The organism is Veillonella sp. CHU594 (genome assembly GCF_003992265.1).
Taxonomy (GTDB): Bacteria; Bacillota; Negativicutes; order Veillonellales; family Veillonellaceae; genus F0422.
The window spans coordinates 75,921-102,470 of record NZ_RQVB01000002.1 but is presented as its reverse complement, the minus strand read 5'-3'; the positions used below and the strand labels follow the sequence as shown (position 1 = coordinate 102,470).

The 26,550-nt window shown below is 40.5% G+C and carries 23 protein-coding genes, 1 pseudogene and 1 riboswitch; of the genes and pseudogenes, 21 read left to right on the top strand and 3 right to left on the bottom strand.

Annotated features, from left to right (window positions below):
* Positions 1–188 precede the first annotated feature (188 nt).
* The 3 genes from EO111_RS00960 to EO111_RS00950 form a co-directional block, all read right to left on the bottom strand.
* A complete protein-coding gene (locus EO111_RS00960; protein WP_009352856.1) occupies positions 189–1,163 on the bottom strand; it encodes a diaminopimelate dehydrogenase in 975 nt (324 codons plus the stop codon).
* 164 nt (positions 1,164–1,327) lie between these two features.
* Entirely contained in the window at positions 1,328–2,557 is a 1,230-nt protein-coding gene (locus EO111_RS00955) for an LL-diaminopimelate aminotransferase (RefSeq protein WP_062400991.1), read from the bottom strand.
* 250 nt (positions 2,558–2,807) lie between these two features.
* Complete coding sequence (locus tag EO111_RS00950; protein ID WP_127010226.1) at positions 2,808–4,148, bottom strand: MATE family efflux transporter; 1,341 nt, start codon at positions 4,146–4,148, stop codon at positions 2,808–2,810.
* Between the two features lie 257 nt (positions 4,149–4,405).
* On the opposite strand from EO111_RS00950, the gene EO111_RS00945 reads away from it, so the two are divergent.
* The 21 genes and pseudogenes from EO111_RS00945 (at position 4,406) to hisS (ending at position 26,550) form a co-directional block, all read left to right on the top strand.
* Positions 4,406–5,212 (top strand): ADP-ribosylglycohydrolase family protein, encoded by an 807-nt coding sequence (locus tag EO111_RS00945; protein ID WP_164723786.1) that lies wholly within the window; start codon positions 4,406–4,408, stop codon positions 5,210–5,212.
* A 425-nt stretch (positions 5,213–5,637) separates the two neighbouring features.
* Positions 5,638–5,807, bottom strand: a riboswitch (cobalamin riboswitch).
* A 211-nt stretch (positions 5,808–6,018) separates the two neighbouring features.
* The gene (gene thrC / locus EO111_RS00940; protein ID WP_127010224.1) at positions 6,019–7,518 is read left to right on the top strand and encodes a threonine synthase; all 1,500 of its coding nucleotides are present in this window, start codon (positions 6,019–6,021) and stop codon (positions 7,516–7,518) included.
* A 7-nt stretch (positions 7,519–7,525) separates the two neighbouring features.
* Entirely contained in the window at positions 7,526–8,383 is an 858-nt protein-coding gene (locus EO111_RS00935; protein WP_009352991.1) for a DMT family transporter, read from the top strand.
* A gap of 23 nt (positions 8,384–8,406) precedes the next feature.
* Positions 8,407–9,822, top strand: coding sequence for a decarboxylating NADP(+)-dependent phosphogluconate dehydrogenase (gene gnd / locus EO111_RS00930; protein ID WP_127010223.1), 1,416 nt, complete (start codon positions 8,407–8,409; stop codon positions 9,820–9,822).
* 175 nt (positions 9,823–9,997) lie between these two features.
* Positions 9,998–10,672, top strand: a complete 675-nt coding sequence (locus EO111_RS00925) for a metal-dependent hydrolase (RefSeq protein ID WP_062400982.1) — start codon at positions 9,998–10,000, stop codon at positions 10,670–10,672.
* Positions 10,673–10,911: 239 nt separating this feature from the next.
* Entirely contained in the window at positions 10,912–11,382 is a 471-nt protein-coding gene (gene moaC, locus EO111_RS00920; RefSeq protein ID WP_062400980.1) for a cyclic pyranopterin monophosphate synthase MoaC, read from the top strand.
* A 15-nt stretch (positions 11,383–11,397) separates the two neighbouring features.
* Entirely contained in the window at positions 11,398–11,886 is a 489-nt protein-coding gene (gene trmL, locus EO111_RS00915; RefSeq protein ID WP_009352837.1) for a tRNA (uridine(34)/cytosine(34)/5-carboxymethylaminomethyluridine(34)-2'-O)-methyltransferase TrmL, read from the top strand.
* A 192-nt stretch (positions 11,887–12,078) separates the two neighbouring features.
* The gene (locus tag EO111_RS00910; RefSeq protein WP_009352993.1) at positions 12,079–12,429 is read left to right on the top strand and encodes a YlbF family regulator; all 351 of its coding nucleotides are present in this window, start codon (positions 12,079–12,081) and stop codon (positions 12,427–12,429) included.
* 1 nt (position 12,430) lies between these two features.
* Positions 12,431–13,333 (top strand): annotated as a pseudogene (gene murB / locus EO111_RS08370) (UDP-N-acetylmuramate dehydrogenase); the annotation flags it as partial.
* Positions 13,334–13,345: 12 nt separating this feature from the next.
* The gene (locus tag EO111_RS08365) at positions 13,346–13,873 is read left to right on the top strand and encodes an N-acetyltransferase (protein ID WP_240629340.1); all 528 of its coding nucleotides are present in this window, start codon (positions 13,346–13,348) and stop codon (positions 13,871–13,873) included.
* 125 nt (positions 13,874–13,998) lie between these two features.
* Positions 13,999–14,439 carry a 50S ribosomal protein L13 gene (rplM, locus tag EO111_RS00900; RefSeq protein WP_009352918.1) on the top strand — a complete coding sequence of 147 codons (441 nt, stop codon included), beginning with the start codon at positions 13,999–14,001 and terminating at the stop codon, positions 14,437–14,439.
* 21 nt (positions 14,440–14,460) lie between these two features.
* Positions 14,461–14,853, top strand: coding sequence for a 30S ribosomal protein S9 (gene rpsI / locus EO111_RS00895; RefSeq protein WP_009352806.1), 393 nt, complete (start codon positions 14,461–14,463; stop codon positions 14,851–14,853).
* Positions 14,854–14,944: 91 nt separating this feature from the next.
* Positions 14,945–16,345 carry a DASS family sodium-coupled anion symporter gene (locus tag EO111_RS00890; protein WP_126940562.1) on the top strand — a complete coding sequence of 467 codons (1,401 nt, stop codon included), beginning with the start codon at positions 14,945–14,947 and terminating at the stop codon, positions 16,343–16,345.
* 439 nt (positions 16,346–16,784) lie between these two features.
* On the top strand, positions 16,785–18,791 hold the full coding sequence (recJ, locus tag EO111_RS00885; protein WP_127010221.1) for a single-stranded-DNA-specific exonuclease RecJ: 2,007 nt from the start codon (positions 16,785–16,787) through the stop codon (positions 18,789–18,791).
* A 65-nt stretch (positions 18,792–18,856) separates the two neighbouring features.
* Positions 18,857–21,016, top strand: coding sequence for a bifunctional (p)ppGpp synthetase/guanosine-3',5'-bis(diphosphate) 3'-pyrophosphohydrolase (locus EO111_RS00880; protein WP_369813337.1), 2,160 nt, complete (start codon positions 18,857–18,859; stop codon positions 21,014–21,016).
* Positions 21,013–21,462 (top strand): D-aminoacyl-tRNA deacylase, encoded by a 450-nt coding sequence (gene dtd / locus EO111_RS00875; protein WP_127010220.1) that lies wholly within the window; start codon positions 21,013–21,015, stop codon positions 21,460–21,462. The genes EO111_RS00880 and dtd overlap by 4 nt, the downstream gene beginning before the upstream one ends.
* A 12-nt stretch (positions 21,463–21,474) precedes the next feature.
* Positions 21,475–22,098, top strand: a complete 624-nt coding sequence (locus EO111_RS00870) for an MBL fold metallo-hydrolase (protein ID WP_127010219.1) — start codon at positions 21,475–21,477, stop codon at positions 22,096–22,098.
* An 8-nt stretch (positions 22,099–22,106) separates the two neighbouring features.
* Positions 22,107–23,177: an AI-2E family transporter gene (locus EO111_RS00865; protein WP_126940559.1), complete on the top strand. Its 1,071-nt coding sequence runs from the start codon at positions 22,107–22,109 to the stop codon at positions 23,175–23,177.
* Positions 23,170–23,661, top strand: a complete 492-nt coding sequence (locus EO111_RS00860; RefSeq protein ID WP_009352981.1) for a Fur family transcriptional regulator — start codon at positions 23,170–23,172, stop codon at positions 23,659–23,661. Before EO111_RS00865 ends, EO111_RS00860 begins: the two co-directional genes overlap by 8 nt.
* A gap of 22 nt (positions 23,662–23,683) precedes the next feature.
* A complete protein-coding gene (gene hemZ, locus EO111_RS00855) occupies positions 23,684–25,276 on the top strand; it encodes a coproporphyrinogen dehydrogenase HemZ (protein ID WP_127010334.1) in 1,593 nt (530 codons plus the stop codon).
* Positions 25,276–26,550, top strand: coding sequence for a histidine--tRNA ligase (gene hisS / locus EO111_RS00850; protein WP_009352959.1), 1,275 nt, complete (start codon positions 25,276–25,278; stop codon positions 26,548–26,550). Before hemZ ends, hisS begins: the two co-directional genes overlap by 1 nt.

Genomic DNA, 26,550 nt, shown 5'->3' with positions numbered 1-26,550 from the left:
GTTGAGGGCTCTCTTTTTACAGTCATAGTATACCATAATTGCATATAGACTGCCAATAGATTTATATAAAATATAAAAATAGAGGAATGTTGATACTTCTTGATCAACGTTCCTCTATTTTATTGGGTGCTATTTTGTTACAGCCTCGTGTATCTCATGAACGAAGATACTATTATCAAACGTATATCTTATAGATAATGGGCACGTAATTCTTCAGCGGATTTTGGAGATAACCAAGCTGGTGCGATATCGAATACTGTGAAAGCACCGCGACCACCATGTGCTGCTAAGCGATGCACACCACGAGCGAAGGCTACTAATACAGCGCCAGTGAACTCAGGGTTAGAGTCTAGTTGTAAACCGAATTCGTAGATGTGTTTTGTACCTGTTGTAGTTTCGCCGCTGCGGATCACAAGACCGCCATGTGGGATGCCTTTGTGGTTAGCATCCAATTCTTCTTGGGATATGAATGTTACAGTTGTCTCATAGCCAACGAAGTAGTTAGGCATTGTTTTAATTTCATTTTCAATGCGAGCTGCGTCAGCGCCTTCTTCCAATACTACATAGCATTCACGAAGGTGAGAAGAAGTAGCTGTCACTTCTGGTGTTTCACCATTGCGGATAGCAGAGATGATTTCTTGTTTAGGCACTGTGTATTGGCGAGCATCTGCTACGCCTTCGATACGACGGATCGCGTCGGAATGACCTTGAGATACACCACGGCCCCAGAATGTGTAGGAATCGCCTTGTGGTAAGATACTTTCAGCGTACACACGTTGCAAGGAAAACATGCCAGGGTCCCAACCGCAAGAGATTAATGCTGCTGTGCCAGCTTCTTGGGCTACTTTGCGCACATTTTCGAAATGTTCAGGGATGCGAGCATGTGTGTCAAAGCTGTCGATGACATTGAAATGCGCTGCTAAAGCAGGCGTTTGGTCGATTAGGTCTGTAGCACTACCGCCGCATAATACCATGACATCGATTTTGCCTTTGAAAGATTCCACTTCTTCCATTGTGTAGCTAGGAACGCCACTAACAGTTTGTAAACCAGAACGGCGAGAGAATACGCCTACTAATTCCATATCTGGTTGTAATGCTACAGCCGCTTCTACACCGCGACCAAGATTGCCGTATCCAACGATACCAATACGAATGTTGCTCATTGTTACTTCCTTTCGTGAAAGTTGATACTTTCATTAATATTAATGCTATACGAACTGTAATGTAAGATTACAGTATATGATGAAATAAAATAGGGAGGATTATGTCCGCTATTTTTCGCATGTACCATTATAGCGAAAAATTCTCATAGAGAAAAGGGGGGATATTAAAATTGTAATGTTTTAATGCGATCGACTGCACGAATGGTGTTTTCTCGGCTTCCGAATGCAGTGAGACGTAAATAGCCTTCGCCTTCTGGACCAAAGCCAGAACCAGGAGTGCTTACAATGTGTACCTTTTCTAATAGGGTATCGAATAAGTCCCAGCTAGTCATGCCTTTTGGTGCTTGAATCCAAATGTATGGAGCATCAACACCACCAAATACAGTTAGACCAATGGCTTCTAAGCCTTCACGGATAATGCGAGCATTTTCCATGTAGTAAGCGATGTGTTCTTTAATTTGTGCACGACCTTCTGGTGTGTAAACAGCAGCAGCACCACGTTGAATGATGTAAGGAACACCATTGAATTTTGTGGTCTGGCGACGATTCCACATTGGGTTCAGAGGAACACGTTTGCCTTCTGTGTTCTTTGCAGTTACTTCGTGAGGAACTACAGTGTAGGCACAACGAGTACCAGTGAAACCTGCTGTTTTAGAGAAAGAACGGAATTCGATGGCCACTTCACGAGCGCCTTCGATTTCATAAATAGAACGAACTGTATCTGTAGATGTGATGAAAGCTTCATAAGCGGAGTCGAACATTAAGATCGCTTCGTTATCTTTACACCACTGTACCCATTCCGCCAAACGAGCACGGCTTAATACAGTGCCAGTTGGGTTGTTAGGGCAGCAAAGATAGACGATATCTACTCGTTCTTTTGGGAATGCCGGAGAGAAATGATTCTCTGCATTGGTTGGTAAATATACCACTTTTTCGTAGATGCCGTCGATAGCTTTACCAGTGCGACCACTCATCACATTAGAATCTAAATATACAGGGTATACAGGGTCAGTAATAGCGATGATGTTATTTTCAGAGAAAATTTCCTGAATATTGCCCACATCAGATTTAGCACCGTCAGATACGAAGATTTCATCAGCTTGAATAGTAATGCCTAGGGGAGCATAATCGCCTTCAACGATGGCATTGCGCAAGAAATCGTAGCCTTGCTCAGGACCATAACCTCGGAATGTATCGGCAGAACCCATTTCTTCTACTGCGGCGTGCATAGCTTCAATGACAGCTGGCACAAGAGGGCGTGTCACATCGCCAATGCCAAGGCGAATGATGTCTGCCTCCAGATGGCTTTCTTTGAAAGCTTCTACTTTGCGTGCAATATTTGCGAATAAATAGGAACCTTGTAGGTTTTCGTAATTTGGATTGATAGTAGCCATAGGAGCTCCTTCTGTTATACATCAATAATGATACATTTATATATAGTTTAAATTGCATTTCTATATTCTATAGTATTTGGAGCGATATGTCAAAATAAAATGGCTTTATCTGAAAAAGTCTGATATATGCATTGTCTATAGCCTAGTTTTGTATTGGAGATTATAAATACTTGTAAGAGGGATACTAAGGAATATAAAAAGGACTGCTCTAGGTGAACAGTCCTGTAGAATTAGAGTGTGTTATTTTCTTTCACGTCAAATATAGTAATTTACGTTGCACTCTCCGCAAGCGATACATATAACATAACGCTGCCGTAGAGGTACTTGACAATAACCCGATCCATACGGAATAGGGGCCAAAATCTGTGAATAGATAACATAGATACGCAACGGGAACGGTTACCCCCCAATAAGTACCTATAGTAATAATAGACACGCTAGTTACATCACGATAAGCCCGAAGTACACCCTGCAATGGAGTGCCTAGAGCATCGATGATGGTGAAAAATACAGCGTAAGAAATGAAGCTATCGATGAGAGGAATCATGTGTTCCTCTTTAGTGTATAAGTTAGCTAAGAAATCGATGTGTGTGAAGGAATAGGTCCCAATACCAAGAGCGATACATATGGCTACGCCACGAGTAATCCATGTGTAGGTAATGGCATTTTGATATCGTTTAGCCCCCAATTCATAGGCAATAACGATGGTAGCTGCCATACTTAGACTAAGTGGAAAGGAAAACGTTAGACCAAGGAAACTAGAGGCAGCTTGATGGGCGGCTATAATTTCTGTACCAAATTTTGTCATAGCAATACCGGCAGCACTGAAAATGCTAATTTCAGCAAAGATAGATAAACCGATAGGGATACCTAAGGCTAATTGGTCTCTGATTAATATCCAGCTAGGTCCAGTGAAAGATGACCAAAACCGATAGTGCTTAAAGTTCTTGTGAAATGTAATTAATCCAAGGAAACACAGCATCATATACCAATAGGCGATGGCCGTTGAAATACCGGCACCAAAGCCCCCAAGAGCGGGGATGGGGCCATAACCTTGTATGAATAGTACATTGAAAATGGACTGAAAAAGTACGCTGCTGCCAATGATGTATAAAGAGTAGCGAGTATTTCCGTGAGCATCGACGATATATCGGAATCCAGACATAATCATCATAGCTGGAAAGGCGACGCACATGGCGTTCATATATTGGATGCAAACAGATTTTGCCGCTGGTTCTAATCCCAATAGATCTAACAAAGGAGATAAACCAAGTAGAGTGGCAAGTATAAGAACTGTTGCAAATGCAAGCCCTAAATAGATATTTTGCCACATAGTAGCAGCTACCGATTCAGTTTTTTTAGCCCCTAAGGCGTGAGAAATAATAGGGGTCACACCAAGGAGAATTCCTGACAGACCAAAAAAAGCGGCGACCCATAAGTTATACCCCACACCGATAGCTGCTAAATCTATAGTACTGTATTGCCCCGTTAATGTGACCGCTACAAAACTACCAGCAATGATAGAAAATTGTGTAGCAATGACGGGGGCAGCTACAAGTAGAAAATGTTTAATCATAGAAACTAAAGACATAGTGCCTCCCAAAAACAAACTCACTTATGATATTAATAATGTTAATAACATTTAATTTTATCACTTGTTACACTATATGTCTATAGCTGTTGAGAGGTATTGTCTCTTAAAAAGACATGGTGTATAATGGTAACAATTCAGTTATATCAATAGATGTAACGAGGTATATTGTGGAAAAATCATAGATGTATATAATTTTTGCATATATCTATGTAATTATCGCAATGAGTTTGGTGGAAACACCGGAAAGGAGTTCTATGTTAGGAGCAATCATTGGAGATATGGCGGGCTCAATCTATGAGTTCAATAATATCAAAAGCAGAGACTTCGAGTTTTTGTCAGAGGCTTGTAAGCCTACAGATGATTCGATTTTAACATGTGCTATTGCACGAGCTTTAATTGATGTAAAAGGAAGGGGGACACATTTACAACGAGCTACTATCTATCGTATGAAAGAATATTTTCTTTCCAATCCATTACCGATGGGCGGATTTGGTGCAAAATTTTTCCGATGGGGGTTATCTGATGTGACTGAGCCCTATGGTAGTTGGGGTAATGGAGCAGCGATGCGTATTAGCCCTGTGGCTTACGTAGGGAATAGTGAAATGGAAGTCAAGTTGTTGAGCCAAATTGTAACAGGTACCACCCATAATGATCCGGAAGGATTAAAAGGTGGAGAAGTGACGGCTTTAGCCGTGTTCAAAGCACTTCATGGAGCGACGAAAGAAGAAATTCAAGAAATGGTACGATCCTATTATCCTGGTGAGTACAGTGTGGAAGAGTTGCATAAGACTTATAGGTTTGAGCCAAGCTGTCAAAAAACAGTGCCAGAAGGAATGCAATGTTTCTTTGAAAGTGAAGACTATGAATCGGCTATTCGCAATGTAATGTACATCGGTGGTGACTGTGATACATTGGGTGCCATTGTCGGTGCTGTAGCGGGGGCCTATTATGGAATCCCAGAATGGATCCAAGAAAAAGCCTTATCCATAATGCCGGACTATATGGCGGAAGATTATGAAGACTTCAAAGCAATGTATATGGACAAAGAAAAAACCCTCTAAAGCTAGCGCTGGACACGCATATTGCCTTTGAGGGTATGATACAAGGGGCCGGAATCCCCTATGCAATTGTATTGTACCATGTGAAAGGCAATGACGATAGAGAGAAAATAGAATTATGATAAAAATATGGGAGGCTACTCGTATGTGAGTGGTCTCCCTATTTACTATTGACGCAAAAAAAAGAACCTGCCCACCGGCAGGTTCTTTTTAGGATGATGATGTACGCCCATACAAAATCATGACAACTATATCAACACTTTGAGTGCTAATACCATAATGGTGAATTCACTTGGCCATGATAAGGCGATCATCAATATGTGACGTATCCCATACAACGCATATTGTAGTAATAAAAAATCCTTTTTCTTGTATTTTGGAGTATCAGAAAAAGGCCTTTGATTCTCCTCCCTATCTCTCGTAGGTCAAGTGGTGAATGATGAATAGGCAGTTCTCCTGACTCAGCTTCAACGCGCCTCCAGCCTTCCCAGTTTCCCAGTGACATAATTGGATTTGCTCTGCTTTACAGTGGCGGGACCGTGCCAGACTTTAACTGGCTTCTCTATTATGCTTTCGCACCTATTCCCGAATGTTTGATTGTATGTGTGTATTGTACTCCTTTGGTTTTTCGATGTCAAGAACAAGATGAATAAGTATGACTATTTTGTAATTAGAACGGTATAATTGTGACTTTTATTACTAATTATCATGATTGAGATCGGTGTACTCCTTTTCTTGCTAAATAGATAGCATTAATTTATAATGAATGAAGATAATACAATATATTGTGTAATATAAAGGATGATGAGATGAAGTATACAAGTACGCGCAGTCATGAAACGGTGAGTGAAACCTTTGCGTTGCTCCATGGATTGGCAAGTGATGGCGGTTTATATGTGCCGGTGGAGTTTCCGGAACAATGTTTGTCCTACCGCGATGTGGCAGACAAGAGTTATGAAGAAATTGCACTGGTTGTGTTGAGTAAGTTATTTACGACTTTCACAGAAGCGGAATTAGAAACGATGATTCGTAGTGCCTATAATACGGTGAACTTCGATACACCAGATATGGCGCCTATGCATTCCTTGTTAGAGCGAGTATCCGTGTTGGAGTTGTTCCACGGTCGCACCCAAGCTTTTAAAGATATGGCCTTATCTTTGTTCCCATACTTATTGGTGGCAGCAAAGGAAGCGGAAAAAGAAATAAAAGAAGTGTTGATATTGACAGCTACCTCTGGTGATACAGGAAAAGCAGCCTTAGAAGGATTCAAAGATGTACCAGGCACACACATTCAAGTGTTCTTCCCAACGGATGGCGTTAGCCCTATGCAACAAGAGCAAATGCAAAAGCAAGAAGGTGCAAATGTCAATGTAACAGCCATCGAAGGTAACTTTGATGATGCTCAACAATTTTTGAAGCGTCTCTTTGTGGATGCTGATGTGGCGAAGGAAGTGGCAGACAAAGGAGTGAAGTTCTCTTCTGCTAACTCTATTAATATCGGCCGTCTAGCGCCACAAGTGGTGTACTATGTGGCAGCCTATGCTGAATTGGTAAATACGGGGGCTATCCACGAAGATGAAGCGTTTAATGTGGTGGTGCCAACAGGCAACTTCGGCAATATTTTGGCCGCTTACTATGCAAAACGCATGGGTATTCCGGTTGGTAAATTAATTTGTGCATCCAATCAAAACAATGTGCTCGCAGATTTCTTCAGCACTGGTACCTATGATATGAACCGTCCGTTCTATACAACCATCTCTCCGTCTATGGATATTTTGGAAAGTTCTAACTTTGAACGGTTTATTTATTATGTGAGCGGTGAAAATGCAGAATTGACAGCTGAGCGTATGAAAGCACTGAAAGGAGAGGGCAAATTCTCTGTCACTCCAGAAGAACTACAAGCGGTGCAAAAAGAGTTTGCTGGCGCCTATGTAGACGATGACATGACAAAGGCTGTCATCGAGCAAGTGTACAATTCCTATGGCTATGTAATGGATCCGCACACAGCGGTGGCGATGGGAGCTTATATGAAAGAGCTAGAGGCTCATCCTGAAGATGGTCACCGTCATACGGTGATTGCTTCCACGGCGCATCCTTTCAAATTCCCAACACCGATTTGTGAAGCCTTGGATATCAAAGTAGGATCAACTCCTTATGAAAGCTTAGACAATATTTCGGCAGTCACAGGCGTAGGTTGTCCGAAACAATTGGCAGAGTTGCAACATAAGCCATTGCGTTTCACCAAGGTGATTCCAAAAGAAGCTATGAAAGAAGAAATTCTATCCTTTGTGGATACTTTCAAACAATAGGTGACCTATGGTACAAGCATTTTTCTTTTCCCTCATGTCATCCTTCGCCTTCAGTATTATGAATTTATTTGTGAAACTTCTAGGCGATGGTATGCCGGCGGCAGAGGTGACATTTTTCAGAGGGCTCATAGGAACAATTGCCGTACTCATAGTGATGCGACAAAAAGGAATTTCCTTTTCCACGGAACATCGAGGGCTATTAACCTTGCGTGGTATCTTCGGTGGATTAGGAAATTTAAGTAATTTCATTGCATTAGTCTATATGACGATGGCAGATGCATCCATACTATTTCAACTATCAGGTATATTCGTCCTGATTTTTAGCAACTTTGTGTTGAAAGAAAAATTGCCTGATGGATCTGCTAAATGGTTAGGATTGATCTTCTTAGCCGTTGTGTATATGATTCAACCTTGGAATTTATCGGGATTGCATTGGTATTCTTTTATTGCCATTGCAGGAGCAGCCTTATCGGCGGCGGCCTATACAACGATTCGCACCATTAGCTTAAAGGGTGGTCACAGTTCCTATGAAATCATGTTTTATTTTTTAGTCACCACCATGCTAGTAGGCGGTATCGTGATGATACCAGATTTTGTATGGCCTAATGCAACACAAGCACTGTATTTAGGGATTATCGGAGCCATTTCCGTAGTGGCGCAATTCTTCCTAACTGGTGCGTTTGTGGCAACCAATGCAGTAGTGGCACAATTTATGCAATATGTAGGGGTATTCTTTAACTCCTTCTGGGGATTTATCGTCTTCGGAGAAAACCTAGCCTTGGCTACCGTCATTGCAGGTATTATTATGTTTAGTTCATCAGTGATGTTGGCTCGTTTGAAAGAAGAACAAGCTCACACACGATAGTCAATCAAGAAAGAGGTATGACGATGAGTGAAAAATTATATCAATTTGGTCTAGTTGGTTTGGCTGTTATGGGACAAAACTTGGCCCGCAACATTGCCCGTCATGGATTCAGCATTGCAGTGTACAACCGTACACCACAAAAAACAGACGATTTTGTAACCAACTATAGCCACGAAGGAACAATCGGCGGAGCACATACTCCAGAAGAGTTTGTAGCAATGTTAGAAAAACCTCGTAAAATCATGTTCTTAGTGAAAGCAGGTCAACCTGTAGACGATATGATTGAAGCCTTTTTACCATATTTAGACCAAGGCGATACATTAATCGATGGCGGTAACTCCCATTACCCAGATACGATTCGTCGTACAAAATACTTAGAATCCAAAGGTTTCCGTTTCTTAGGAGTTGGCGTATCTGGTGGTGAAGAAGGGGCTTTAAATGGTCCAAGCTTGATGCCAGGTGGTAACGAAGCTTCCTACAATGAATTGGCTCCTATCTTTACATCCATTGCAGCCCAAGTGGCAGACGGTCCTTGCTGCACATATGTAGGTGATGACGGTGCAGGTCACTATGTAAAAATGGTGCACAATGGTATCGAATACGGCGATATGCAATTAATTTCCGAAGCCTACTTCATGATGAAAGAATTACTTCGCATGAGCGATGATGAAATTGGCGATGTATTTGCAAAATGGAACACAGGATTATTAGATTCCTACCTTATTGAAATCACTGCTAAAATTATGAAAGTAAAAGATACTGATGGAACTCCATTAGTAGAAAAAATCTTGGACAAAGCTGGTCAAAAAGGTACTGGTAAATGGACTAGCCAAGAAGGTTTAGACCTTGGTGTGCCAATTCCAACCATCGCAGAAGCCGTGTTTGCTCGTGCTATGTCTGCGTACAAATCTGAGCGTGTGTTGGCAGAACCAGTATTAGCAGGCCCAACAGAAGTTTTTGAAGGCGATAAAGAAGCATTAGTAGCTGCTATCCATTCTGCCTTATATGCGTCTAAAATTTGCTCCTATGCACAAGGTTTTGCATTGATTAAAGCAGCGGCAAAAGAATATAATTGGAATATTAACTTCGGTGACATGGCATTGTTGTGGCGTGGCGGTTGCATTATCCGTGCAGCATTCTTAGAAGATATTAAAAAAGCATTCACAAATAACCCAGATTTGAATAACTTGATGTTGGATCCATTCTTTGCAGAAGCATTGCAAACACACCAAGCAAAATGGCGTGAAGCGATCATTGCTGCGAAACGTTACGGTATCCCAACACCTGCTTTCAGTGCATCCTTAGATTACTTCGATTCCTATCGTCGTGGTGTATTGCCAGCAAATCTAATCCAAGGACAACGTGACTTCTTCGGTGCTCATACATACGAACGTACAGACAAAGAAGGCACATTCCATACAGAGTGGGCGGAAGCGTAACTACTATATAGCTAGATTTTGTAACATGAATATATAGCAAACATCCCTAGGTGGCGGCCTAGGGATGTTGACTTTTATGTATACATGCTCTTTATCTTGCGACCAGCTTTCTATGAATGATATAATTTACTTAACAAATATTGTTGGACTAAGATAATCTGAGGGAGGTATTCTTATGAGCAATGTAACGTTAACGTATTATGGTCATGCTACGTTTGCTTTGAGCAATGGTGATGTAACGTTGGTATGTGATCCGTTTTTTACGGGTAATACATGGGATGTGGCAAAGGCAGAGGATATAGAGTGCCAATATATTTTTGTGTCCCATGGTCATGATGATCATTATGGTGATACCGATATGATTGCCAAGAAGAATGATGCCCTTGTAATCTCTACTGCAGAGGTAGCTCGAAAAGCCGCTGAAGCAGGGGCTCGTAGCCATGCGATGCATTTAGGTGGAAAGTTTAATTTCCCATTTGGTTCTATCCGTTTAACACCAGCTTTTCATGGGTCTGGTGTTCCAGGTGGTCATGCGGCAGGTGTAATCATTGAGTTTTTTGGTAAACGTGTGTACTTTGCTGGGGATACGGCATTGTTCAGCGATATGAAATTAATCAGTCGCCATGGTGAAATCGACTATGCTTTGTTGCCAATTGGTGATAATTTTACGATGGGTGTGGAAGATGCGGTGACAGCAGCATCTTGGATTCAAGCGAATACAACCATCCCAATTCATTACAAAACATGGCCTGTGATTGATAAAGAGCCAGCAACCTTTGTGGCGTTGTTAGAAGCAAAGCATAAACAAGCTGGACTTGTGGTGGATCCAGGTCAAACTATCGAGCTGTAATATAAGGAATATGAAAAATAAACAGTTCCTTGAACAAATAAAAATTACAAGAAATAATGGGAATGTTTCATTGGCGTACGAATCTTGATAGCAGAGAATATGAAATATTTCTATCTGAAAGGATTGTCACTAGCATATGCTAATGTGGCAATCCTTTTTGTGTAGACTCTTTTCTCTAACATAGATTACTGACGTCAATCCCTTCTCTATGGTATAATGAAATTCACATGGAGGTATCTATGAAATTAACACATTTTGATGAAGGCGGTAATGCGCATATGGTGGATGTGTCCCAAAAGGATCATACAGAGCGCGTAGCTGTAGCAGAAGGGTTTATTACGCTCAGTGAGGAAGCTTTTAGTATTGTGGCTAGCGGGAATGTCAAAAAAGGTGATGTGTTAGCAGTGGCACAATTGGCAGCCATCATGGGAGCGAAACAAACGTCTAACCTTATTCCGTTATGCCATCCATTGGCGTTGACGAAGGTGAGTGTAGACTGTTCCTTGGTAGAAGAGAAGCAAGCTGTGTGCATTCGTAGCACAGTGAAAACTACGGGTCCTACAGGAGTGGAAATGGAAGCGTTAACAGCGGTCCAAGTGGGTCTATTAACTGTCTATGATATGGTAAAGGCCGTCGATAAAAGTATGACCATTGGTCCTGTGTATCTTGTGGAAAAACAAGGTGGTAAAAGCGGACATTTTAAGCGATAAGATAGTAGGTGAATCATGGAAATTGTATTAGTAGAACCGGAAATTCCTGGTAATACAGGCAATATTGCACGTCTTTGTGCAGCAAATCATATGACACTACATTTGGTGGAACCTTTGGGGTTTTCCATTGAAGATAAATATTTAAAACGAGCAGGTCTTGATTATTGGCATCTAGTAGATGTAAAAATACATAAGTCCTTGGATGAAGTGTATGAACAATATAAAGATCGGCGTTTTTGGTATGCTACGACAAAGGCCGCCCATACCCACGCAGAAGTGCAATATGAAATTGGAGATATGCTCGTGTTTGGTAAAGAAACAAAAGGTTTGCCAGAAGAAATTGTGGCAGCCAATCCAGACACATGCATTCGTATTCCGATGATTGATGAAGCGCGGTCTTTGAATTTATCGAATGCGGTGGCAATTATTGCCTATGAAGCTATGCGCCAACTGGATTTCCCAGATTTGCAGGCCGTTGGACCAGGTGTATCTATCGAGGTGTAACCTCTTGATAGTAGGTATTGGTCTATAGAAAATACTAAATATAGTAAGTCTAATCATATGGTATAGCCTATATATAGTGAAATATCATAAACTTTCATAGAATGACCAAAGATTAGATAATATAGACTGTATAGCATACACAATATATGAAAGAATATAAGAATGAAATCCTAATAGGATGGAGGAGAAATTATGAATTACGATTTAGCATATGAATTACAAAAAGCAATGCGTGACAGCGAAGAACATAAAGAGATGATGGCAGCCCAAGAGGCAATTAAAGACGACCAAGCAGCAAAAGGCATGGTAGAAGAATTTATGTCTTTACAAATGCAACTGGAATATGCAAAAATTGCAGATGCTCCTGAAGCGGAAGAGTTATTGAAAAAATTAGAAGGCTTATTGCCGATGGTACAAGCTAATTCTGGTGCGAATGCGTACTTAACAGCGCATGCACGTTGGACACAAGTGGCGAATGATATTTATCGAATCATTAGCGAACCAATCACTGAAGGTATGAAAATTTTAGAAAAGGCAAACTAATATGAGTGCTGTATGGGAAGCATTGCAACAGGTGGTTCCAACGGATCGTATTCAAAGGGATGCGCTGTTAGCACCTTTCACGACCTTTCAAATTGGAGGACCTGCGGATCTACTTGTACTACCTCGTTCTATACAAGAATTGCAGGATTGCATGCGTGTATTACATGCTCATAACATAGAACCTTTTGTGCTAGGCCTAGGATCTAATGTGTTGATTCAAGATGGTGGTATGCGTGGCGTCGTTCTTTGCTTGAAAGAATTGCAAGAGGAGCAACACCGCAACGGTACAACCATTACTATGAGCGCTGGGTATACTTTGAAAGAAGTATCTGAATATGCTCAACGTGAAAGTTTGAGCGGCTTAGAATTTGCCATCGGCATTCCTGGTAGTTTAGGTGGTGCTGTATTCATGAATGCAGGTGCCTATGATGGAGAGATGGATCAAGTAGTAACCAGTGTAGATGCTGTAGATATGCAGGGACACTTGCACCACTATAACCGAGAAGAATTGCAGTTTGCCTATCGTCATAGCCGCTTTCATGAGAACCATGAAATCATCGTTCGTGTGACTATGGAATTACAGGAAGGAAATCCTGAGGATATCCAAGGACGGATGGATGATCTTACTGAAAAACGAGAGTCTAAACAACCATTGGAACATGCCAGCGCAGGATCTACCTTCAAGCGCCCACCGGGATATTATGCAGGAACTTTGATTGACCAAACAGGTTTGAAAGGGTTATCCGTAGGGCCTGCAGAGGTATCTATGAAGCATGCTGGATTTGTGGTCAATCGTGGAGGCGCTACAGCCAATGATGTGCTAGGTGTAATTCATGAGGTACAAAAACGGATTCATGCAGCTCATGGGGTGCAGTTGGAACCAGAGGTGCGCATTCTAGGGGAATCTCGTGAACCAATGGGTTCTGTTGTCGCCGTTGTGAGAGCTCAAGAGACAGATATTCCAGCGTTGTCTAACTTGTGTGCAGACACATTTAGAGAAACTTTCAGTCATGACAATACGGAAGAGGAATTACAGGCTTTCTTTGATGAGGCTTATAACCATGATGTATTGAAACGTGAGTTGGACCATGACGAGAGTGAAACATATCTAGCTTACGTAGATGATGTGTTGGCGGGGTATTTGAAAATAAACTGGGGCGACGCACAAACAGAGCGTAAATTAGAGAATGCCTTTGAAGTACAGCGCCTATATGTGCTCAAAGAGTACCATGGACAAGGCGTGGGTAAAGCCTTGTTTGAAAAAGCTTTGCGCATCGCTGAATCTGGTAATTTTTCTTGGGCATGGTTAGGCGTTTGGGAGAAAAATTATAAAGCCCAACATTTTTATAAACGCTATGGATTTGAAAAATTTGGAGAACACCAATTTGTTGTGACTCCAGAGAAGACAGATATCGATTGGTTGTTGAAGAAATCTTTGCGATAATCCTTGACATATCCATTGTATTTTGAGTATAATATTTCGGTAAGCAATTTGTACGGACTTCCACTAGCCCCGGAAGGTGGCAATTGCTTCTGTTAATACATTCTTGTTATTAGGAGGAAAGCAGCATGAAAACTACATTTATGGCCAATGCGAACAATATTGAACGCAAATGGTATGTTGTTGACGCTGAAGGTAAAACTTTAGGACGTCTTGCTGCCGAAGTTGCTAAAGTTCTTCGGGGCAAACATAAACCAACTTTTACACCACATGCAGACACTGGTGACCACGTTATCGTTGTGAACGCAGAAAAAGTTCGTGTAACAGGTAAAAAATTATTACAAAAAGAATATTTCCGTCATTCTGGTTATCCAGGCGGATCCCGTTTCACTACACTTGCTATGATGTTGGAAAAACATCCTGAACGTGTAATCGAAATGGCAGTTAAAGGTATGCTTCCAAAAAATAAATTGGGTGCACAACAATACCGTAAATTGAATGTATACGCTGGTGCAGAGCATCCACATGCTGCTCAAAAACCAGAAGTTTTGGAATTAGATATCCGTTAATACCGGGAGGAGGAACATATAATGGCAGTAGCACAATACTACGGCACTGGTCGTAGAAAATCTTCCGTTGCTAGAGTTCGTCTGGTACCGGGTACAGGTAAAATCACTGTAAACAAACGCGAATTAAATGAATATTTCGGTCGTCAAACTCTTGAGTTGATTGTTAAACAACCATTGGTATTAACAAACACTTTAGAACAATACGACGTTGTGGCAACTGTAGCTGGTGGTGGCCCATCCGGTCAAGCTGGTGCAATTCGTCACGGTGTGTCTCGTGCATTACTAGAAGTTGATGGCGAACTTCGTCAAGGTCTTAAAAAGGCTGGCTTCTTGACTCGTGACCCACGTATGAAAGAACGTAAAAAATACGGTCTTAAAAAAGCTCGTAAAGCATCTCAATTCTCCAAACGTTAATTTGGCGATTACAGAACCCAGTACCCTTATGGTGCTGGGTTTTTTGTTACCTCTGGAGGATCTGTGTTAATAGAGAAAGGAAGGATACTACATGGATAAACTACTAAGACTATTGGGAGTGGTAGCTGTGGCACTGATCATATGGTATTTGCCACATACGCCAGAAATTTCAGATCAAGGATGGCATTTATTAGCTATCTTTACAGCTACTATTGTGGGCTTTATACTACGACCATATCCCACTGGGGTAATGGCATTTATGGGATCTGCGGCGGCAGTCGCTACTAGTTCGATTAAGATGAATGAAGCGTTATTAGGCTATGCAGAGCCTAATGTATGGCTTATCGTGTCGGCTATCTTCTTTTCTAGAGGAATTATTAACTCTGGATTAGGGCGACGCATTGCGTATACCTTAATTCATTGGTTCGGTACGAGTACCTTGCGTTTAGCCTATGCCTTGGCGATGACAGATTTAATTATTTCTCCGGCTACTCCATCTAATACTGCTCGTGGAGGTGGTATTATCTATCCTATCGTGCAAAATATTTCTATGGCCTTTGATTCGAGACCAGGAGAAACGGCACGTCGCATGGGAGCCTACCTAATGACTACGGCTCACACAGTAAATGCCTGTACAGTGACTGTATTCTTGACCGCTTGTAGTGGTAACTTGTTGATTACATCTTTAGGAGCAAAATTATTTGGCTACACTGTGACATGGTGGGAGTGGTTTTTAGCAGGAGCTTTGCCTGGTTTGCTCAGTATGGTTATCATGCCTTGGTTTATTTATAAGATTTACCCACCTGAAATCAAAGAAACACCAGAAGCTCCAGCTATGGCTCGTGAAGAGTTAGATAAACTAGGTCCGATCACGACGATGGAAAAAAAGGTAGCAGCTATCTTTGTGGGGGCAATTCTACTCTGGTCTACTACGACAATTACGGGTTTACATGCGACGGTCATTGCGATTATGGCCGTACTAGCCTGTGTCATTAGCGAATGTCTTACATGGGATGATATTTTGAAAGAAACCACAGGTTGGGATATTTTAATCTGGATGGGTACTCTAGTAGGTATGGCTGGATTGCTTGGTAAATTAGGCGTTGTAGCTGTCTTTGCAAAATTCGTCAGCACTATGTTAGGTGGTATGTCTTGGGAGTGGGCGGCATTGATTATTTCGTTAGTCTTTGTATACTCGCAGTATTTCTTCGCCAGTGGTACCGCTCGTATTACAGCCTTATTTTCTGCCTTTGCGTCTATCTTAATTGCCTTGGGAGCACCAATTCCTTATGCGATTTTAATGTTTGGCTTGATGAATAGCCCCGGCTGTACGTTGACACATTATAGCTCTGGGGTAACGCCAATCTTCTTTGGCAGTCACTACGTGCCACAAGTGACCTGGTGGAAAGTAGGATTTTATATTTCCGTATTGAATTATATCTTCCATTTCTTCTTTGGTAACTTAAGCATGAAGTTATTTGGAATCATCTAAGATGATGTAGATAGGGAAATACTTCCAGTGTAGTCATCGTAGTGCATGAGTAGATGATTTCTTTGTAATGATGGTAGTATATGGCTTCATAGAAGTGATGGATGTCATATTCTGCATAATTAGAATTAGGACAGGTTTTACATTAGGTTGTACTGAAATGCTGTATGTGCATTTGGGTACAACCTTTTTTGGTTTTATGCTAAATGTGTGGGATGCTCATATACGAAGAGCCCTCACATTTGTTATGGTGGGGTTTTAGAGTTTGAAATTGATAATTGAAGAGTGAAGAAATTTAATTATAAACACTACTTTTGTCATAAGATGTAATAATAAAAGTAAATTATTATATTTTTAATAATGATACTTATTGAAAATGCTTGGACTTTCATGTATAATAATGATAATGATAATGAAAGAAATATCCCTCCAAGAGGTACGTATGAAAATAGATAAACGAAAAGGCAAACGTTGGAAAATTGCCGAACATCAAAAAGAAATAGAATCTCAATTGACCTCTGGATTAGCAGTGCATCCTATTGTTTCTCATTTATTGGCAAACCGTGGGATTACCACTGTAGAAGAAGGTCGAACATTCTTATATAGCACAATGGATGATTTATTAGATCCTTTTATGTTAAAAGGAATGGCACAGGCTGTGGAAGAAATCGAAAGAGTCTTAGCCATGAATGGGTCCATTGTCATTTACGGAGATTATGATGTAGATGGTATTACGGCTACATCACTAATGTACCGATTTTTTTCGCGATTAGGAGCGAATGTAACTTATTATATTCCAGAGCGACAAAGTGAAGGATATGGTCTCAACTTAGAAGCTTTGGAATATTTGATTGCTCAAAAAACAGATTTAATTATTTCGGTAGATTGCGGTATTAGTTCCTATGATATTGTAGAAGCTGTGAGAGATCGCGTGTCTATGATTATTACAGACCATCATACATCACCGCCGCAAATACCAAGGGCTACAGCGGTGGTTAACCATAAACAGCCAGAGTGTCCCTATACAGATAAAAACTTATCTGGCGTAGGTGTGGCATTCAAAGTCTGCCAAGCTTTATGGAAGCGTCGTACTGGTGAAGAATATCGAGAAGACTTAGATATTGTAGCCTTGGGAACGGTAGCTGATGTAGTTCCCTTAGTGGGAGAAAATCGGATTATCGTTCGTGAAGGTTTGCGTAAGATGACAGAGTCTCCCAATGTAGGGATTCAAGCCTTAGTGCAAGTGGCTGGTTTAGAAGGAAAAGTACTATCTGCAGGCCATATTGGGTTTACCTTAGCGCCAAGATTAAATGCAGCAGGACGGGTGACGCATGCGACACGAGCTGTAGAATTACTGATTACCACAGACCTAGTTGAGGCCATGGAAATTGCAGAAGAGTTGCAAGAAACAAATACGGAGCGACAACAGATTGAACGAGCTATTTTTGAAGAAGCGTATCAATCGGTATTAGCACAAGGAAGTTTGGCGGATCAATGTATTGTAGTGGCAGGCGAAGGCTGGCATCCTGGAGTTATCGGTATCGTTGCGTCCCGTTTGGTAGAAGCCTTTTATAAACCGACTATGGTGATTAGTATTCATGATGGAATTGGTAAAGGCTCCTGTCGTAGTATTGATCATTGTAATATGTATGATATGTTAACCTATGCAGGAGATACATTAATACAGTTTGGTGGACATGCACAGGCAGCAGGATTTAGTGTACAAGCAGAGCATATTGATGCCTTACGTGAAAAAGCTAGTGAGTTTTGCCGTAAACAATTAACAGAAGAAGATTATATTCCCATTGTCACCGTTGATGGTGCTATGCATAGCGATGATATTAGCATTGAGTTAATTGATCAAATAGCTACTTTAGAGCCTTATGGTATGGGGAATAGTACGCCTGTGTTTGCACTTCCTAAGATTCGTGTGCAGAATCTGTACCCTATGGGATTTCAAAAAAATCATTGTAAAATTATCTTGCAAGGTCAACAGGGCCCCATTGATGCGGTGGCTTGGCAAGGGGCACATTATATGCAGGAAATCTTTGCAGATGACCCTGTAAAAGTAGCATTTTCTTTGCAAAAAAATGAATGGCAAGGCCTGGTGACGCCACAACTCATTGTGCAAGACTTGGAACCACTTTCACAACAAAGAGAACGACTAGAAGTAGATAGCTTACGCAAGATGTATACTGTGGTAAAACATATTTTCCGGTCTCCCACAGCACCAAAGTATATAGTGGAGCGAGAAGCGTTAGAGTGTAAGCCACAAGAAATGACTTCGCGAGAAGCAATCCTTGCTTTAGATGTATTTAAAGATTTAGGCATTCTAAAAGAGGAAGCATTGGATGATGGACGTCATGTATATCGCTGGGTGAATGTGCAACAAAAGTTGGAACTTCACACATCGTTGACGTTTATGACTTATAGTCAGGAGGGATCATAATGGTAAGTACTATAAGTACCCCTCAGGAGCATACATTTAATAAAGAACGAGAATATGGACAATTTATGGACCGTGTTCGGTCCTATTTACCAGAAGAAGACTGGCCAGTCATAGAGCGTGCGTTTGCACTGGCAGATAAAGCGCATGCATCGCAAAAACGGGCTTCTGGAGAACCGTATATCTTGCACCCTTTAGGGGTTGCCACCATATTGAGCGAACTACAAATTGATCGATCTACCTTGGTATCTGCTTTATTACATGATGTAGTGGAAGATACAGAGATAAGCTTAGAGGAAATAGAAGAACAATTTGGACCAGAAGTGGCATTCTTGGTAGATGGGGTTACAAAACTAAATCAATTTCAGTATCAAACAAAAGAAGAACAGCAAATTGAAAATTATCGAAAGATGATTTTGGCCATGGCAAAAGATGTGCGTGTAGTGGTCATCAAGCTAGGGGACCGATTACACAATATGCGTACCTTAAAGCATATGCGTCCCGATAAACAACAACGTATAGCCCAAGAAACGTTAGAAATTTTTGCGCCATTGGCACATCGCTTAGGTATTTTTAATATTAAATGGGAACTAGAGGACTTATCGTTCCGTTATTTAGAACCAGAAAAATATTATGACCTAGTACAACAGATGAGTGAAAAACGACAAGCTCGTGAGGATATTGTAAATGATACTATGAATACTTTGAAAGATGCTTTGGAACATGCTCATATTAAAGCAGATGTAAAAGGTCGTCCCAAACACTTTTATAGTATTTATAAGAAAATGAAAAAGGACAATCGAGATTTATCTCAAATTTATGATTTGTATGCCGTTCGAGTCATCGTAGATACAATTCCAGATTGTTATGCTGTGCTAGGTACAGTACATAGTTTGTGGAAACCTTTGCCGTATCGCTTTAAAGATTATATTGCGATGCCGAAGTCGAATATGTATCAATCCTTGCATACCACAGTTATCGGTACAAAAGGTCAGCCTGTAGAAATTCAAATTCGTACTTGGGATATGCATCGTGTATCTGAATATGGTGTAGCCGCCCATTGGCGATATAAGGAAGGTAATAAAGGGAAAGCAGAAGCTGATTTTGATGCAAAGGTAGGCTGGATTCGTCATGTTCTTGAGTGGCAAGATGCAAGCGATCCGAAAGAATTGCTTAACGCTTTGAAACTGGATGTCTTTACAGGGGAAGTATTCGTCTTTACCCCAAAAGGCGACGTTATGAAGTTACCGAAAGGCACAGTGCCACTGGATTTTGCGTATCGTGTTCATACCGATGTGGGGAATAAATGTGTAGGAGCCAAAATTAATGGCAAGATTGTTCCTTTGGATTATGAATTGCAAAATGGTGACATCGTTGAAATCGTCACTTCTAAAAATGGGAAACCACGGTTAGACTGGTTAAATATTGTCGGCTCTACAGAAAGTAAGACAAAGATTCGAAACTGGTTTAAGCGTGAAAATAAAGAAGAAAATATCGTCAAAGGTCGCGAACTATTAGAAAAAGAAGCGAAACGCTTAGGCTATGATTGGAAGGACTTAACAAAAAATGGTCGCCTAGAAAAGATTGGAAAATCTTTGAATGCTGGCGGCGAAGCTGAGCTGTACTCTGCCGTTGGATTTGGTGGACTTTCAGTGAATACAGTATTGCTCAGATTAGTGGACATTCATAAGCAGGAAGTCGCTAAGGAAGAGCAGCGAAAAGATACGATGGCTGTCATCGACCGTCTTAAAGTACATCAAGGAAAATCTAAGAAAAGTAGCAGTGGTGTTCTTGTAAAAGGTGAAGCTGGTGTGATGGTTCGTATGGCTCGTTGCTGTAATCCTGTACCAGGAGACGACATTATTGGCTATATTACGAGAGGCCGAGGCGTTTCTGTACATCGTGCAGATTGTACCAATATTGGTCATACCCCAGATGATTTGAATCGTATGATAGAAGTCGATTGGGAAGGAGCTACACAGGATCAATTCCAAGTAAGTGTGTCCGTGCATGCCTATGATCGCAGTGGTTTGTTAATGGAAGTGATGGCAGTCTTGTCAGAAATGAAAATTAACATTTCCAATATTAATGCGAAAACTGACGATGCAAAAGATGTAACCATTCATTTAATGTTAGATATTAAAGATTTGTCACAACTCGATTATGTGATGACGAAATTGCGCCGAGTGAAAGATGTATATTCAGTCCATCGAGGAGGGAAAGCATGAGAGCCGTTGTACAACGTGTGAGTTCTTCTTCGGTTACCGTAGATGGGTCTGTTATTGGTAGTACGAAGCAAGGTCTTTTAGTACTAGTAGGTGTAACAGATACGGATACAATAGAGGATGTACACTATATTTGTGAAAAGGTAAGCCATCTACGCATCTTTGAAGATGAAGAAGATAAAATGAATCTATCTGTGCTAGATGTAGGTGGTGAAGTGTGCGTAGTTTCGCAATTCACCCTCTACGGAGATGCGCGTAAGGGTCGTCGACCGAACTTTATGAAAGCAGCACCACCAGAGATGGCAGAGCGCTTATATTTGGATCTAGTAGAGGCTTTCAAAGGAAAAGGCTTAATCGTGAGTACAGGTCAATTTCAAGCTCATATGCAAGTAGCATTGGTCAATGATGGACCTGTGACGATTCTATTAGAAAGTAGTAAAGAGTTTTAATGGAGTTAAGAAATGAAGTTATATTATATGCCCTTAGGGGCGTATGGAACGAATTGTTACATTGTGCATAATGAAGCAGATAATACGTGCCTTGTAACTGATCCAGGTGACGAAGGAGAAAAGTTAAAAGAAATTCTAGATAGTCACGAATTTAAGGTGCAAGGTATTCTATTAACTCATGGGCACAGTGATCATATTGGGGCTGTAAAAACGTTGGTGGATGCGTACCATGTGCCAGTATATATTCACGAAGGCGATGCGGAATGTTTGACGAATCCAACGGTGAATTTGAGTGCTCATTCTGGTCGCTATATTACAGCAGAAGTAGATGATGTACGCTATGTAAAAGAGGGCGATACGATTTCCTTAGGTGACACTACCTTTACTGTGATTGAAACACCAGGTCATACACCAGGTGGAGTATGTTATTACACAGAGGGAACTTTACTGGCAGGGGATACCTTGTTCCAAGGGTCAATAGGCAGGACGGATTTTCCTAATGGAGATTTTGACGTATTAAGTAAGGGGATTAAAGAAAAGCTATATACATTGCCAGAAGATACAAAGGTCTATCCTGGACATGGACCAGAAACAACAATTGGCGATGAAAAGCAATTTAATCCATTTGTACGGTAGGTGATAGGATGGGAGATAAATCTATACAATATTGGCTACGCTGTATTTTACTGATTTTAGCGAGTATAGGTCTAACGATTGCATTACCGGTAGTGATTCCCTTAGTGATTGCTATTATTTTAACCTTGCTCTTATGGCCTTGGGTAAATATGACGCAACAATATATTCGAAAGTATTGGAAACAATGCCCACGATGGTTAGCTATTATTCCATCTTTCGTGGTAGTGGCGCTCGTATCTACCGTGTTGGTTCGATATGTGATGGTACCAGTAATTAGTGAATTAACAAAATTATTAATTAACTTACCATATGTATTAGACCAATTTGTAGAAGTGGTAAAAGGATTACAAGGTATCGATGGTGAAAGTATCATACCACATCAATTTGAAGGTGTGATTAACTCAACTTTAGTTACGATTGGTAATTATGGAGTGGATTTAGCACAACGTGGTGTGCTTGCTATCGTGTCCTTTGCTAGTACCTTATTACAATTATTGTTAGTACCGATTTTAACATTTTATTTACTGAAAGATGGACGTAGTATTAAACGGGCTATATTAAATATTTTTTCTAGCCCTACTTCAGCTCATTTGGAAGACGTAGTAAATGATATTATTCGTACTTTAGGAGGATATTTACGGGGACAATTACTATTAGCAAGTAATATGTTTTGCCTTACATTTATCGTATGCTATTGCTACGATTTGCCGTATCCTCTTGTATTAGCAGTATTAGCGGGTATCGCGGAGTGGATTCCTATTATTGGACCATTTATTAGTGCAGCGCCAGCCATTATTTTAGCCGCTGTTATTAGTGGTCCTCTAGCCGTAAAAGTTGCCATTACATATGGGATCTTGCAAGTGCTAGATGGACAAATAATTATGCCTAAGATTATGGGGCATGTTATTAATCTTCCCCCATTAGTTATTATTACAGCCATTTTTGTGGGAGGCTATTTCTTTGGGATGATCGGTATGATGACTGCCGTACCATTGACAGCTGTAGCACAAATTATAGCAAAACGGTTGTGGTATTTTAATAAATATTATAGTTTACAGAAAGAGGAACATCATGGATAAAGCAATGGAAGTACAAGCAACAATGGAAAAATTAAAAGAGCGTATTAAAGATAAAAAATATAAATTAACAACACAACGTCAAATTATCTTACAAACGTTCATTGAAGCAGAAGAAAAGCACTTAAGTGCAGAAGATGTGTATATTTTAGTGAAAAAGAACAATCCAGATATTGGTTTAGCTACGATTTACCGTACATTGGACTTATTCACTGAGTTAGACTTAGTAAAACGTTTGGATTTTGGTGATGGTCGTAATCGCTATGAATTAAATAGCGATGAATTATCTCATTTCCATCATCATTTGATTTGTGTTAAGTGTGGCTGCGTCAAAGAATTTGAAGATGATATGTTGGAAACATTAGAATCCATTATCGCTAAAAAATTGAACTTCCATACCACAGACCATCAATTAAAAGTATACGGTTTCTGTGGCGAATGTCATGAAAAGGCAAAACAAGCAGAATCTGAAAAAGAACATGCATAATACATATAGCTATGAAGGACCTATGGAGTTAGGTTCTGTCATAGCTCATCAATGTGGTGCAGTGGGATTGTTTTCATCGAAAGACAACCCTGACTTTATTATATATGTATCGGATATTAGAAAATCTAGCGTTGGTTCTTATATACAAGATCCATTTCTTAACGAGTATAGGCAAAATGAGTCTGCTCCGAGTGTGTTAGTACAATCTGGTGATATTACCAGTGAACTAGAGGCAGAAACTGATGGTACACAGTTGGTAGTACAGTTGTTTTGCCATACTAGAGTACAAGAAGAGCTATTGGAGACTGGTATACAGAGACCATCAGAGTTATATGCAGACTATCTTCATATATGGTCTATTTCTGGAAAAGATACTGTGGAAGGTCGGAAACTGATAGGCAGAGAAGTCTTATCAGAGCTTAGACGTATAATGGGTGTGAGGACTAGTTTATGGGGCACTTTAGTAGGCGTACGGCCTACAAAGTTGACCCATAAACTATGGGACTCCTTAGGTGATTTAGAGAAGGTTCGGCAAGAACTGGAAAGTACCCATAGTATTAGCCATGTGAAGTGGAAATTATTAGAGCAGGTGGCAGTACTGGAACGCCCGTATGTAGCACATGTACAACAATCTCCTAAGGAGATTAGTTTGTATAGTGGTATTCCTTTCTGTGAAACTCATTGTACCTATTGTTCCTTTCCGTATGGACTGATTCAAAACTATGGAAAGGTACAAGACTTTGTGGATGTCTATCATCGTGATATAGAACATATGAAAAGACTTGTTAAAACACATAGTTTAGAGGTACAATCGTTATACATGGGTGGAGGAACTCCAACAAGTTTAGGAGATGGAGACTTTCACCATATTGTGCATGCATTGGGAGATGTGATTCCAAAGGGCCGTGAATTTACTGTAGAAGCGGGGCGTCCTGACTCATTGAATGCTAATAAGGTTCAATCTATTGTAGATGCGGGTGTTACTAGGATTAGCTTGAACCCCCAAACGATGCAGGATGATTTGTTGCGTATCATTGGCCGTGGTCATAGCGTTGCAGAATTTTTATCTATCTATGAGTATGTGGAGAGTCACACAAATTGTTCTATCAATATGGATTTTATTGCAGGATTACCACGTCAAACAGTAAAAAATATGGAAGAGAATGTGCAATACATTGAGCAGTTACGTCCTCATAATGTAACTGTCCATACATTAGCGTTGAAAAAAGGTAGTCCTTTATATGGGAGTAGCTTTGCCAAAGAGATTCCTTCTGAGGATATGGTCCAAACTATGTTAGATGAAACCCATGAAGCATTATTGCAATTAGGATATATACCATACTATATGTATCGTCAACAATACATGGTGGGGCAAATGGAGAACATTGGCTACACCTTGCCAAACTATGAAAGCATTTATAATATACAAATGATAGAAGAACGTCAGTCCATACTTTCCATAGGACCAGGTAGTGTCTCTAAATGGATAGATGGTGCTGATTTTAGGCAACAAAAACAATACATGCCGAAAGATGTAGATACGTATATTCAAGATATACAACGACTATTAGAGAAACGCGATTTACTAAGTAATGAACATTGGAGGGACAGCTAGTGGCTATTCAAAAACCAAGAGGGACACAAGATTTATTGCCGAGTGTTCTTGGAAATTGGTACTATATTGAAAATACCATTCGTCGATTATGTAAGACCTATGGATTTGAAGAAGTTCGTACGCCTATGTTTGAAGAAACAGGCTTATTTTTACGCGGTATTGGGGAAACTACAGATATCGTACAAAAAGAAATGTATTCCTTTCCTACAGGAGATAAAAAAGATCAATCCTATACATTGCGTCCAGAAGGAACGGCATCTGCAGTACGGGCTTATTTAGAAAATAAAATTTATGGACAAGAATCGATTACAAAGTGGTTCTATATTGGCCCTATGTTCCGTCACGATAAGCCGCAAGCTGGTCGCTATCGTCAATTCCATCAATTTGGGGTAGAATTATTGGGTACACAAGCTCCAAGTGCTGATGCGGAATGTATCTCTTTGGTGTTGCAATTATTGCGTGACCTAGGTTTAAAAGATTTGAATGTAGAAGTAAACTCTGTAGGTTGTCCAACGTGTCGTCCTGCGTATAGAGAGAAACTAATTGCTTTCTTTGAACCAAAAAAAGAAGAACTATGTGAACTGTGTCAAAGCCGCTTATACAAGAATCCATTGCGTATCCTTGATTGTAAAGAAGAAAAGTGCCAACAATTGGCAGTAGGTGTTCCGGAGTTAAGTGATAATTTATGTGAAGAGTGTCAAGATCATTTCCATCATGTGAAAGAATACTTAACAGCAGCTGGCGAGAAATTCAGTTTAAATCCACGCTTGGTTCGTGGGTTAGACTATTACACGAAAACTGCTTTTGAAGTACAGTACACTCCATTGGGGTCTCAAAGTGCTGTTGCTGGTGGTGGTCGTTATGATGGTCTAGTAGAAGAACTAGATGGACCACATACACCTGCGGTAGGCTTTGCGATGGGTATGGAACGGTTATTGTTGGCTCTAGAAAAACAAGGCTTATTACCAGAACCAACACAAGAAGATTCCGTCTTCGTAGTGGCATTAGGAGAAATGGCACAAAAAGAGGCTTTCAGAATTACAAATACCTTGCGTAATGCCTATGTAAAAGCAGAAATGGAAGGTTCTGGTAAATCTATGAAGAGCCAAATGAAGTATGCTAACAAAATTAATGCAAAATATGTTATTATAATTGGTGATAATGAATTAGCTGAAGGTAAGGTCATCTTAAAATATATGGATACATCTGAACAAGAAACAGTATCCTTAGCTGAGATTACAAACCGTATAACTGAGTTAGTGAAAGGAAATTAG

Bases quoted from the DNA above. Each gene is read 5' to 3' on its own strand.
- EO111_RS00865 (WP_126940559.1), top strand. From the start codon at position 22,107: ATGGGAGATAAATCTATACAATATTGGCTACGCTGTATTTTACTGATT.
- EO111_RS00935 (WP_009352991.1), top strand. From the start codon at position 7,526: ATGGTACAAGCATTTTTCTTTTCCCTCATGTCATCCTTCGCCTTCAGT.
- EO111_RS00955 (WP_062400991.1), bottom strand. From the start codon at position 2,557: ATGGCTACTATCAATCCAAATTACGAAAACCTACAAGGTTCCTATTTA.
- rpsI (WP_009352806.1), top strand. From the start codon at position 14,461: ATGGCAGTAGCACAATACTACGGCACTGGTCGTAGAAAATCTTCCGTT.
- EO111_RS00950 (WP_127010226.1), bottom strand. From the start codon at position 4,148: ATGTCTTTAGTTTCTATGATTAAACATTTTCTACTTGTAGCTGCCCCC.
- thrC (WP_127010224.1), top strand. From the start codon at position 6,019: ATGAAGTATACAAGTACGCGCAGTCATGAAACGGTGAGTGAAACCTTT.
- EO111_RS00910 (WP_009352993.1), top strand. From the start codon at position 12,079: ATGAATTACGATTTAGCATATGAATTACAAAAAGCAATGCGTGACAGC.
- hemZ (WP_127010334.1), top strand. From the start codon at position 23,684: ATGGAGTTAGGTTCTGTCATAGCTCATCAATGTGGTGCAGTGGGATTG.
- dtd (WP_127010220.1), top strand. From the start codon at position 21,013: ATGAGAGCCGTTGTACAACGTGTGAGTTCTTCTTCGGTTACCGTAGAT.
- EO111_RS00925 (WP_062400982.1), top strand. From the start codon at position 9,998: ATGAGCAATGTAACGTTAACGTATTATGGTCATGCTACGTTTGCTTTG.
- EO111_RS00870 (WP_127010219.1), top strand. From the start codon at position 21,475: ATGAAGTTATATTATATGCCCTTAGGGGCGTATGGAACGAATTGTTAC.
- EO111_RS00890 (WP_126940562.1), top strand. From the start codon at position 14,945: ATGGATAAACTACTAAGACTATTGGGAGTGGTAGCTGTGGCACTGATC.
- EO111_RS00945 (WP_164723786.1), top strand. From the start codon at position 4,406: ATGTTAGGAGCAATCATTGGAGATATGGCGGGCTCAATCTATGAGTTC.
- EO111_RS00880 (WP_369813337.1), top strand. From the start codon at position 18,857: ATGGACCGTGTTCGGTCCTATTTACCAGAAGAAGACTGGCCAGTCATA.
- trmL (WP_009352837.1), top strand. From the start codon at position 11,398: ATGGAAATTGTATTAGTAGAACCGGAAATTCCTGGTAATACAGGCAAT.
- rplM (WP_009352918.1), top strand. From the start codon at position 13,999: ATGAAAACTACATTTATGGCCAATGCGAACAATATTGAACGCAAATGG.
- EO111_RS08365 (WP_240629340.1), top strand. From the start codon at position 13,346: ATGGGTTCTGTTGTCGCCGTTGTGAGAGCTCAAGAGACAGATATTCCA.
- EO111_RS00860 (WP_009352981.1), top strand. From the start codon at position 23,170: ATGGATAAAGCAATGGAAGTACAAGCAACAATGGAAAAATTAAAAGAG.
- recJ (WP_127010221.1), top strand. From the start codon at position 16,785: ATGAAAATAGATAAACGAAAAGGCAAACGTTGGAAAATTGCCGAACAT.
- gnd (WP_127010223.1), top strand. From the start codon at position 8,407: ATGAGTGAAAAATTATATCAATTTGGTCTAGTTGGTTTGGCTGTTATG.
- moaC (WP_062400980.1), top strand. From the start codon at position 10,912: ATGAAATTAACACATTTTGATGAAGGCGGTAATGCGCATATGGTGGAT.
- EO111_RS00960 (WP_009352856.1), bottom strand. From the start codon at position 1,163: ATGAGCAACATTCGTATTGGTATCGTTGGATACGGCAATCTTGGTCGC.